The organism is uncultured Mailhella sp. (assembly GCF_905187505.1).
Taxonomy (GTDB): domain Bacteria; phylum Desulfobacterota; class Desulfovibrionia; order Desulfovibrionales; family Desulfovibrionaceae; genus Mailhella.
This window is the reverse complement of sequence record NZ_CAJJIC010000086.1, coordinates 1-10,535: the sequence shown is the minus strand read 5'-3', so window position 1 is coordinate 10,535 and position 10,535 is coordinate 1. Positions and strand designations below refer to the sequence as shown.

General features: G+C 58.5%; 8 protein-coding genes. 1 reads left to right on the top strand and 7 read right to left on the bottom strand.

What is annotated here, in order from left to right; genetic code table 11:
* The first annotated feature begins 256 nt into the window (after positions 1-256).
* Positions 257-697, top strand: coding sequence for a MarR family winged helix-turn-helix transcriptional regulator (locus QZZ60_RS08260; protein WP_295640406.1), 441 nt, complete (start codon positions 257-259; stop codon positions 695-697).
* 455 nt (positions 698-1,152) lie between these two features.
* On the opposite strand, the gene speB is transcribed toward QZZ60_RS08260, so the two are convergent.
* From speB to QZZ60_RS08225, 7 genes are all read right to left on the bottom strand, one after another.
* Positions 1,153-2,031 carry an agmatinase gene (gene speB, locus QZZ60_RS08255; RefSeq protein WP_295640404.1) on the bottom strand — a complete coding sequence of 293 codons (879 nt, stop codon included), beginning with the start codon at positions 2,029-2,031 and terminating at the stop codon, positions 1,153-1,155.
* Positions 2,032-2,150: 119 nt separating this feature from the next.
* Complete coding sequence (locus QZZ60_RS08250; protein ID WP_295640402.1) at positions 2,151-5,270, bottom strand: efflux RND transporter permease subunit; 3,120 nt, start codon at positions 5,268-5,270, stop codon at positions 2,151-2,153.
* The gene (locus QZZ60_RS08245; protein WP_295640400.1) at positions 5,267-6,382 is read right to left on the bottom strand and encodes an efflux RND transporter periplasmic adaptor subunit; all 1,116 of its coding nucleotides are present in this window, start codon (positions 6,380-6,382) and stop codon (positions 5,267-5,269) included. The genes QZZ60_RS08250 and QZZ60_RS08245 overlap by 4 nt, the downstream gene beginning before the upstream one ends.
* 177 nt (positions 6,383-6,559) lie before the next feature.
* Positions 6,560-7,333: an RNA methyltransferase gene (locus QZZ60_RS08240; RefSeq protein ID WP_295640398.1), complete on the bottom strand. Its 774-nt coding sequence runs from the start codon at positions 7,331-7,333 to the stop codon at positions 6,560-6,562.
* 150 nt (positions 7,334-7,483) lie between these two features.
* Positions 7,484-7,999 carry a DUF456 domain-containing protein gene (locus tag QZZ60_RS08235; RefSeq protein ID WP_295640396.1) on the bottom strand — a complete coding sequence of 172 codons (516 nt, stop codon included), beginning with the start codon at positions 7,997-7,999 and terminating at the stop codon, positions 7,484-7,486.
* Positions 7,996-8,823 (bottom strand): DUF1786 family protein, encoded by an 828-nt coding sequence (locus QZZ60_RS08230; protein WP_295640394.1) that lies wholly within the window; start codon positions 8,821-8,823, stop codon positions 7,996-7,998. The genes QZZ60_RS08235 and QZZ60_RS08230 overlap by 4 nt, the downstream gene beginning before the upstream one ends.
* A gap of 57 nt (positions 8,824-8,880) precedes the next feature.
* Positions 8,881-10,535, bottom strand: a 1,655-nt coding sequence (locus QZZ60_RS08225) for a peptidase U32 family protein (protein ID WP_295640393.1), incomplete at its 5' end; no start/stop codon positions are given.

Below are 10,535 nucleotides of genomic sequence, written 5' to 3'. Positions count from 1 at the left end.
GCAACAGGATGGCGGGAGTGCGCTTGACGGCCTCCCTGCGGCCGAACGGAAGAAAACTAATACTGTTTGATTAAACAATCAACCGTTTTCCCTTTATCAAGATATCAAAAAACTCATCTTCCGTAAAGATGGGTAATCCGAGGAGCGGGGCAGAAAAAGAAATTATCATTTACCGGTGCCGGGGAAATGGGCGAAGATGGAGAGTGCCCGCTCATGGCGGGAAATTACCGCGGGAAGTCCCGCGCAAGGGGGAAGCATGGAATACAGCGACTGCGTGGACAGGTTCAACCGGATTCTGGTCCGGGCGCATCGAATCATCCAAAATGAACTTTTGAAGCGCGGAGTGGACGATCTGGTACCCTCCCACGGTGCGGTGCTGGAATATCTGAGTCAGGCCGGCATGCCTCAGCCGGTGACGGAACTTGTCGTGGCTCTGAAAAGACCGAAATCGTCCATCACCAAGGCAACGGACTGTCTGGAGCATGGAGGATACGTGTTCAAGAAGCCCAATCCCGGCGACGGGCGAAGCTATCTTGTCGGGCTCACGCCTTCGGGCAGTGAGGTTCTGGAACAGTTCCGGGCAGTATATGCCATTCTGGAACGGAAGCTTTTTTCTTCCGTCTCCGAAGAGCGGAGGGAGGAATGCATGCAGACGCTGAAGGAAATGGAGTCCAATCTGGATCACTATCTTGCCTGAAGATGGAAGGATGTCTTTCCGTACAGGGCGGGCGAATGCCTTGAGCGGGCACTTCGAAGAACATGAACACGCAGTGGTGGAGTCGTTCGTTTCATGATCGCCCGGCCTGTACGTTAGGGGCTGCCGGAAGGGCTTCCTGCGGCGCACGGCGGAAATTCCGATTTTCCTGAACGGGAAGCTGCGAGGGGAAGCGGATGCATGGCCGGGGAGGGCATGTGCCTGCTGACGTTTTCCTTACGCTTGGGGAAGGCCGCGCGTCTTTTATTTCCTTTAATAGAGGAAACGAGCAGTTCGGAATGCGAATCCCTGCGAGGAGGTCCGAGCTGATCGCGAAGAGCGTGTCTTGGGTTCAGGAAAGAACAGGAGAATTTTGCGTTCGTTTTGCTTTTGCGCTTAAACGAGACAGGCGGGGGAAGGTCTCCTCCGCCTGTCTTCCGTCGATCAGGGCCGCTGCGTCACTTCACGTCTCCGTTGCGTTCCGCAATGCCCATGAGAGCATAGGTCAGACTTGCGGCGGTGAAGTCCGACACGATATGACCTTCACGCGGCGCAAGTTCGACGATGTCGAAGCCCAGGAGCCTGCGATTCTGTACGGCCCGTGAGGCCAGTTCAAGGGCCTGATACCATCCGAGACCGCCGGGAACGGGGGTTCCTGTTTCCGGCATGATGGAAGGATCGAGGCCGTCCACGTCGAAGGTGATGAAAATATTTTTCGGAAAATCTTCGGGAATGAGGTCGTCCGGTATGCCGTTACGGCACAGATACGGCGCATCCCAGCTTGTGACGCCATGTTCCTTTCGGGCTTCAAGCTCCTCCCGGCAGAAGATGCGGTTGCCGAGTTGAACGAGGGGCAGACCGAGGTCCTTGACGGCGCGGCGCATCACGCTGGCGTGGCTCCATTTGCTGCCCTCATAACGGTCGCGCAGATCGGCATGGGCATCAAACTGTATGACGCCGAACGTGCCGAAGCGCTCCTTGAGCGCCACCATTTCTCCATATGTGAGGGAGTGCTCGCCGCCGAGCACTACGGGCATGGCTTCGGCGTCGAGCGCGGCAAGCACGGCCTGCCGTATGCGTTCCATGACTTCTTCCGGGGTGCCGGAGCAGTCTACGGGCGGCTGCGTGAAGATGCCTCCTTCGCCGGGAAAGCTGATGCCGTCGCAAAGCTCAAGCTGGTCGGAGGCGTCGAGAATGGCCTCGGGGCCACGCGCCGTTCCGCCCGCGTAGCTCACTGTGGCTTCATAGGGCACGGGAATGACATGAAAGCGGGCCTTGTCGGCGGGACGGGAAGGGACTTCCGAGGAGAGAAAACGTTTTTCGTATTCGTTCAGCATGAAAATTTCCTTGGGAGGCGTGTCTGCCTCATTTCCGGGACATGGCGGCATGGTCGGAAGGCACTGTTGTTATCTGGTGAACTGTTGTCTCCGAATTTTCAGGGAAGCGCAAGGCCTTTTCAATGTGAGGTCTCCGGCGCGGACTCGGCAAGGCTTTTGCGGAAGATGCGGCGCATATGTCTGCCTACCCATTTGCCGAAGTTGTCAAGATACACATAGTACACCGGCGTGATGTAGAGCGTGACGAGCTGGGAGAAGATGAGGCCGCCGGACACGCATATGCCTATGGGCTGACGGGCTTCCGCGCCTGTGGCTCCGATGCCGAAGGCCAAGGGCAGCGCTCCCATGACGGCGGCAAGGGTGGTCATGAGAATGGGGCGGAAACGGATGAGACAACCCTGAATGATGGCATCTTCCGTTTCCAGACTGCCGCTGCGTTCGGCGGCCAGGGCAAAGTCCAGGACCATGATGGCATTCTTTTTCACGATGCCTATGAGCATGATGATGCCCACGAAGGCGGTCATGTTCAGTTCCGAGTCGAAAAGCCAGAGGCTGAACAGAGCTCCGAAGGCTGCGGACGGCAGACCGGAAAGAATAGTGATGGGATGAATGAAGCTTTCGTACAGAATGCCGAGCACGATGTAGATGAGCAGCAGCGCCACGACGATGATGAGAATCATGTCGTGCACGGAATCCTGAAAGTCCTGGGCGGTGCCGGTAAGGCTTCCGGTCACCGAAGCGGGCAGGAGGTCGCGTGCGGCGTTTTCCACGTCGGCCATGGCTTCGCCCATGGCATAGCCGCTGGCCACGTTGAAGGAGATGCTCACGGCGGGGAACTGGCCTCTGTGGTTCACCGACAGGGGACCGGCCTCGAACTGTCGTGTGACGAGCGTTTCCAGAGGAACCAGCTTTCCTTTTCCGGAGCGCAGATAGATACTTTCCAGAATGCTCGCGCTGTCCTGAAGCTCAGGGGAGACTTCCATTTTTACGGTGTAGTCGCTGACGTCCGTGTAAATGGTGGAGACTTCCCGGGTACCGAAGGCGGAGTAGAGGGAGTTTTCTATCTGCGAGAGCGTGATTCCCAGCATGGTTGCCTTGTCTCTGTCCACGATGAGACGGATGGACGGATTCATGAGCTGAAGATCTGAACCGATGTCGCGCACGCTCTTCACGTGATGAAGGGCTTCTTCCACGTCGCGGGCGGCGGCATAGAGTTCTGCGGTGTTGCTGCCTACGAGGGTATAGGTATAGATGCCGGTGGAACTGCCGCCTGCGCCCTGCATGTTGGCGTTGCGCAGCGAGACCATGAGCGTTGGGTTGGTGTCGAGAGCCTTTCTGAGCCGGTCAATGACCACGTTGATGTTGTCTCGTTCGGCGATGGGCTTCAGACGTATCATGATGTTGGCGGTGTTGGTGTCGGCCCTCGTTCCGCCGCCTATGGTGGTGGTGAAGCTTCGAACGGCGGGATCGGCGGAGATGACGGGATGAAGCTCCTCCACGGCACGGGTCAGAGCTTCAAAGGAAATGGATTCTTCGGCCCGGGCAAAGACGCGTATGCGGCCGCCGTCGATGGCAGGAAAGTATCCCGTAGGCACCAGCGTGGAGAGCCACCATGTAGCCGCAATGAGGAGAAGCGAGCTTACGAAGGTGAGAAATCGGTGACGCATCACGCAGTGAAGGCTGCGGGAGTACAGAGAAAGCAGCGCGACGAAGCCGCGTTCCATGGCAGCCTTCAGCCCCGTGTGCTTGAGGTGCACGGACTGATCCGTGAGAAAAAGCGCGCTCATCATGGGCGTGAGGCTGATGGAGATGAAGAAGGAAATGGAAATGGCGATGATGATGACGGCCGCGAATTCAAAGAACATGCGGCCTGCCGTCCCGGGCAGGAACAGCAGGGGAATGAACACAGCACCGAGAGAGATGGTCATGGAAAGAATGGTGAAGCCTATTTCCCCGGCGCCGTCCATGGCGGCGTTGAAGGGAGACTTCCCCATTTCCCTGTGCCGAATGATGTTTTCCAGCATGACGATGGCGTCGTCCACCACGAAGCCCACCACCAGAATGAGCGCCATGAGAGACATGTTGTCGAGGCTGAATCCGGCGGAGAACATGAGCGGAAAAGTGGCCACCACGGAAAGCGGCAGCGCCAGGCTGGGAATGATGGTGGCCATGCCGTCGCGCAGAAAGGCATAGATGACGAGCACCACCAGCAGGATGGTGAGAAGAAGCGTGAACTCCACTTCTTCCACGGATTCTCTGATGGGAATGGAAGTGTCTTCCACAACGTCCATATTGATGGAAGGCGGAAGCGTGTTTTCAATGTCTGCGAGCAGGTCGAGAATGTCGCTCACTATCTGTACGGTGTTGCCGCCCGGCTGCTTGGTCACCTGCACGATGACGCCGGGATCGCCGCTGATGAAGCTGGCCTGATTGGTTTCTTCCACGCCTTCTTCCACGTCGGCGACGTCGCTCAGTCGCACGGGAGCGCCGTTGCGCCAGGCCACCACGATTTTTGCAAAATCCTCGGCCTTCACGAGCGAGCCGTTGTCCTTGATGTTGCGTATGCGGTCCGCACCTTCCAGTTTGCCGGTGGGAAGGGTGACGTTGGCGGCGTCGATGCCGTTGCGGATTTCTTCGGCGCTTACGTCGCGAGCCTGCATGAGATCAGGACGGAGATTGACGCGCACCGCATAGCGCTTGGCTCCCCGCACGTCGGACTTCGACACGCCGGCCACCATGGAAAGCCGCTGGGACACATAGTTTTCCGCATAGTCCGTCAGCTGCTGCCTTGTGAGCGTGTTGGACGTGAGGGCAATCTGAATGACGGGCAGTGAGTCGGGATCCAGCTTCATGAAGCGGGGCATCTGCGTCATGGTGTCCGGCATGCGGGAATAGGCGATGGATATGGCCGACTGCACGTCGAGAGCCGCGCCGTCAATGTCCCGGTCAAGCTCAAATTCCACACGAACCATGGTGCGGCCGAGCTTGTTGGTGGAGGTCATGTTCTTGATGCTGGCGATGGTGGAGAGCTGCTTTTCCAGCGGTTTTGCCACGGACGTGGCCATGGTTTCCGGGGAAGCGCCGCTCAGGGTGGCGGAAACGATGATGACAGGATAGTCGATGTTGGGATTTTCGCTCAGCGGAAGGCGCAGATAGCTCATCCAGCCGAAGACGAGAATGCCCATCATAAGAAGGGTGGTTGCGACGGGACGCTTGATGAACGTGGTGGAAATGTTCATTGCTGCGCTCCATCTGCGGCGGTGATTTTTCTGTCTTCCTGAAGTCTTACGGGCATGCCGTCCTTCAGGCGGACATGGCCTTCAAGCACGACCTGTTCTCCGCTGGAAAGGCCTTTGGATATGACGGTGACGCCGTCGTTTTCCACATCGGTGCTCACGAGACGCACTTTGGCCAGTCTGTCCTCGCCCACCACATAGACGAACGGACCGTCCGGACCGAGCAGCACCGCACGGCTGGGCACGGTGACGGCGTTCTTTCTCATGTCGAGCTGCAGGCTCACGCGAAGAAATTCTCCGGGCCACAGTTCCGTTCCCTCATTGAGAAATCGCGCCTTGAGCGGAACGGTTCCCGTGTCGGGGTCCACATTGCCCACGAAAATGACGTCGCCGGTGAGCGGCTTTCCTTCTTTGGAGGTGGCGGAAACTTTGAGTCCCGTTTCCCGGACGTTGCGACGAATCAGAGGAAGATGCTTTTCAGGAACGTTGAAGGTGATGTCCGCAGGCTGGAAGGCGTCGACGACCACAAGAAGCGTCTGCGCCGTGATGACGTTGCCCTTGTCCACGCGCACGTCGTCCGATCGGCCGTCCATGGGCGCCCGGATTTCGCAGTAGGAAAGATCGAGCTCTGCCTTTTCCAGAGCGGCGGCGTCTTCCCTGACGTCGGCCTGAGCGCTGACCATGGTCACGCGGGCGGCGTCGGTTTCCGCAGCGCTGGAAAAACCGCCTTTTTTCATTTTAAGAGCGCGGGAGTAGTCATCCTGAGCCTTGGCAAGCTTGGCCTTGTCGCTTTCAAGTCTTGCCTGTGCCTGATGAAGCGCTATTTCATAGGGCTCCTTTTCAATGACGAACAGAAGCTGTCCCTTCTTTACCAGTTCGCCGTCATGGATGAGCACCTGCTGAAGCTCCCCGCTTGTGCGCGAGACGATGTTCACCGTGGCCGAGGGTTCCACGGTGCCGACGGCATCCAGCATATAGGGGACGGCTCTTGTCCCGGAGACGGCAAGAGAGACCAGCGCCGTGCGAACGGCTCGAGGCTGTGTTTTTTCGGAGTCGCCGGAACAGCCTGGAATCAGCACGACACAAAGAAGGCACAGGAAAAATCGAATGGACATGGGAGCTCCTGACGTATGTTGCAGGGATTACTTTATCAGCTATACGAAGAGAAAATTTTTGCTGTCAAGAAATGACGGGGGGAAGTTTTGTTTCAAAAGATTGCAGAGGCCTGAAAAAGAAGGGAGCCATTTCCGCGGAAAGGCGGAAATGGCCCGGAAGCAGAACCGGCAGGCGGCTCAGGATTTCGATTCCCTGTTTGTGTGCGCAAGATGTTCCATCTGACGGCATATGCCCATGAAGATGTCCATTTCGTGTCTGCGCAGATCGGCCCGGTCGAAGAATCTTGCCAGAGGCAGGAAAAAGTGTTCGGGATTGTCCCGTGGAATGGTACCGATGTCCATGAGCGTGTTTTTGAGCGTATGAAAGAGGAAATCTCTTTCTTCGGCCGTGACGCGTCTGGAAAGGTTTGGGTGAGCGTCGATTCTTGCGGTGTCGGGAAGGGCCAGATAGCATTCGTAGATCATGAGCAGCACGGCCTGCGCGAGGTTCAGGGAAGAGGCGTCCGGCGCCGTGGGAATGGTGACGAGCCTGCCGCAGTTTTCCAGGTCTTCGTTGCTGAGTCCTCGGTCCTCAGGTCCGAACATGATGGCGACCTCTTCGCCCATAGCCAGGCGCTCGGCCACTTCCGCTGCAGCCTGCCGCGGCGTGATGAGCTGCTGTCTTGCTCCGCCCGTGCGGGCCGTGGTGCCGATGACGAGCGTGCACGGAGCGACGGCTTCCCTTACCGAGCTTGTGACGGTGATGGAGTCGAGCAGGGGGCGACCCTGACTTGTGGCCGTGGGAAGAGCCTTTTCGTAGTTCCAGCGTCTCGGTTCGGCCAGATACAGAGGGGCGTGACCGAAGTTTGCAGAGGCGCGGGCGGCCATGCCGATGTTTTCGGGAAAGTTGGTTCGAACCAGTACCAGACGAAGATTCCGCATCATGGCGGCGATTTCGGAAGCGTTTTTCATGACGATGCCGGGCGCTGGCCGTTCAGTGAAGGAGAGCCGCCGCGCCGTGAGAAATAAAAGGTGAAAAGAAACTGCCGGACAGGGATCATTCGTCCGAAGACGGTCAAATGACTTCTGGGCCGTCCGGCCCCTGAAACGGATTCCAGTCTTTTAAAGAGTGTCGGGCCAGAGATTGGAGGCTGTAAGGGCAAGCATGGCCATGCCGAGGCCGAATTTGACGACCATACCGAGAAAGCGTCCCACGAAGGCCCCCTGTGCTGCGCGGAAGGCCACGGCGGAAGGCTGGCGGCGTATGAGCAGCTCGGCCAGAAAGCATCCCGCCCAGGCGCCGAACAGCGCGCCGAACACCGCACCGACGCCGAACATGAAGGGCGCTCCGAATACGGCGCCGATTATGGCTCCCAGAATGCCTGCCCACGTGGAAATTTTGGAAGAGCCGTATTTTTTTGCCCCCCATATCTGTGCGCCGAATTCCACGATTTCGCCGGCGACGGCAAGGCCGATGAACATGATGAAGAAAAGCGTGTTCAGACTGTTGCCTGGCACAAGCAGCGCCCATGCCGTCACCAGGGCGACCATGGCCCAGTTTCCGGGCAGGGTGACCAGATTGAGCAGAACGCAGACGCCGAGAGCAAGCAGAAAAAGCGCGGTGAAGAAAACGCTCATGAGCTTTTCCTGAGAATTAAACCGTAAAGGAGACCGGAAATCCGGTCAAAACGGTCGTCGCCGCACACGGATGCAAGTCTGCCGCAGCCCTTCATCTTTTCTCGGAGGGGGCCCAGAATCCACGTGGGACGGAATCCCTCCGCTTCGGCGGGAAAGTCGCCGCAGATGCAGCCGTGTCCGCCTCTGGCCCGGACCTGTTCGTCGGGCAGCCAGTTGAGGCGCATTTCATCAAGATCCTTTAAAAGTTCCTCTTGGGCGATGTCGCTGTGCTGTTCATAGAGCCCCAGCACTTTTTCCTGATAGATCATGAACGCCTGCACATGACGATGGCCCGCCCAGATGGCCGTGACTCCTTCACTCCAGGACCGTTCTCTCAGCGGCGTGATGCTCAGGGCCGCAAGAGCGGCGGCCATGCCGCTGTCCGTCCCGAGAGAGGGACCGAAGGCTTCCTTTGCCTGGAAAAGCAGGGTATCGGCTTCCCACCCGTGAAGTTCCTGCTGAAGAAAGCATTCCGGTCTTCCTTCCGTTTCGTGCAGAAACTCTTTCCATCGAAGAATGCGCGCGGCACGGCGTTCGACTCGGGAGTTTCCGGGAGCGTCATCCCTCATGCCCGAAACCAGCGTGAGCCCCGGAGCAGGGAAGCCTGAGCGATTCAAAAAGCTTCGAGCCTCTTCCACGGGAGAGTCCGGGGAAAGCTCGGTCTTGGGCCAGCGGGAAAAATCCGTGTCCGGCAGTGCCAGAACCGCTGTCGTGAACTGACTGCCGTTGTCGAGAAGCAGGGTCGGGCATGAAGGTGCGAGGCCTGCCGTGATAGTGTCCAGCATGTTCTTGTCCGTTCGCAGAAAAAAGGTACGGGGAGCGGACTCCCCGTACGTTGCGGCTTAAAGAAGCGAGCCGTTCCAGTTGAAGTCGCTGGTGCGGCGCATCGGAGGAAGGTTCGGAGGAAGGTTCTCCTCCAGCTTGGCGAAGAAGGCATAGCCTGCGGCCTCAAGTTCCTGTCTGTGCGCGGAAAGATCCATGGGCCATGCAGGATATATCCACAGGTTGTGACCGTAGTTGCGCGCCCAGAAGGCTTCTCCCTTGGGGCTGAAGAACGCCTCATTGGCCTTGACCTGATTCATGCCGTGGCGGGAGATGCCTACGGGCCAGTAACCGGAAAGCACCATGCCGAGCGGCAGACAGCACTGACGGGGCAGGGCAAGATAATCTTCCCCGGACATCTCAGGGCTTACGAAGGCGCCTTCAAAGCCCATGCTGGCAAGCAGTGCCACGGCCGCCGGATTGGAAATGTTGCAGAACGGGCCGGCGATGAGATGGGGACGACGTTTTTCATCATCCATGGGAAAGAGACCGACCTGCCACGGAGAGTTGCAGACAAAGTGCCGGGAACCGCCGCGCAGGGCCTCAATGACCAGCCTCTGCCAGAGAGCCTCTTCATCCGGCCATATGACCGGAGGAAGCCACCAGGAAATGCGGGGCATGACCGTGCGGGACACCGCGCGGACGGAATTGGCCGACATCCACAGACCCGTCATTACGGAACGGGAACCGCGGGTCTCGCGACCCTGGGGAAGGCTCGAACGCACAAGGTAGTCCTGCTGACGGCGGGCGCGTACGGGTTTGGGCAGATGCGGCGTCCATTCCACAAGCGGGCTCTCCACCGTGCGGCACTTTTCCAGCTTCTTTTCCCAGTCGTGAAGAATGTGGATGAGCTCAGGCTCCCGGCGGTCGATGAGAAACACGGGCACTCCGGCCTTGGGCATCTTGTGCTTGGCAAGGCGCAGCGTGCAGGTGCCTGCCTTGGGCGTGCGTCTTGTGACCGGAACGGTATCATGCCAGGGCTCGTCTTCGTAGCCTATGCGCAGAAGATCCTTGGGCAGCAGCTCTATTCTCGGTTTGATGAAGGGCCAGGAAGGGGCGCCGTTTTTCTTTTCAAACTGAATCTTGCCCACGAGCAGACCGGAGCTCGTCGGTTCATCAGGCGTTGAGACATGCGTGTCCTTCTGAGGCAGAAAGCGTGCGCGGGTGACGGGACGCCCCAGAGCCATGTCGAGCAGAGCCTCGGCATCCTTTTTGGCGGCGGGCCAGTCGGGCGTTCCCAGAGCGTCGAGCAGCATGCGATAGGCCGTCACTACATGATAGACGTAGTGCGGTCCTTTTTTGCGACCTTCTATCTTGAGGCTGCGGACGTGGGGAATCTCGGCCAGAGTCTTGACCAGAACGTCGATGGAAAGATCCTGACAGGAGAAGAAGCGGCCTTCACGTCCCTTCTGCTTGTAGATTCTGCGGCAGGGCTGCACGCAGCGGCCGCGCAGACTGCTTTTGCCTCCGAGGTAGCTGGACCAGTAGCACCGGCCCGAAACGCACCAGCACAGAGCTCCGTGCACGAACATTTCAAAGTCCATGCCTTCGGGAGCGGCTTCGTCCATCTGGCGGATTTCGTCGATGGAAAGCTCGCGGGGGAGCACCACGCGCTGCACGCCGAGCTTCTGTACGGCGAGCAGATCGCGGGACACGGAAATGTTGGAAAGGGTGG

Excerpts from the sequence above, each read along its gene's own strand:
- QZZ60_RS08240 (WP_295640398.1), bottom strand. The coding sequence starts at position 7,333 with ATGAAAAACGCTTCCGAAATCGCCGCCATGATGCGGAATCTTCGTCTG.
- QZZ60_RS08260 (WP_295640406.1), top strand. The coding sequence starts at position 257 with ATGGAATACAGCGACTGCGTGGACAGGTTCAACCGGATTCTGGTCCGG.
- QZZ60_RS08235 (WP_295640396.1), bottom strand. The coding sequence starts at position 7,999 with ATGAGCGTTTTCTTCACCGCGCTTTTTCTGCTTGCTCTCGGCGTCTGC.
- QZZ60_RS08250 (WP_295640402.1), bottom strand. The coding sequence starts at position 5,270 with ATGAACATTTCCACCACGTTCATCAAGCGTCCCGTCGCAACCACCCTT.
- QZZ60_RS08230 (WP_295640394.1), bottom strand. The coding sequence starts at position 8,823 with ATGCTGGACACTATCACGGCAGGCCTCGCACCTTCATGCCCGACCCTG.
- speB (WP_295640404.1), bottom strand. The coding sequence starts at position 2,031 with ATGCTGAACGAATACGAAAAACGTTTTCTCTCCTCGGAAGTCCCTTCC.
- QZZ60_RS08245 (WP_295640400.1), bottom strand. The coding sequence starts at position 6,382 with ATGTCCATTCGATTTTTCCTGTGCCTTCTTTGTGTCGTGCTGATTCCA.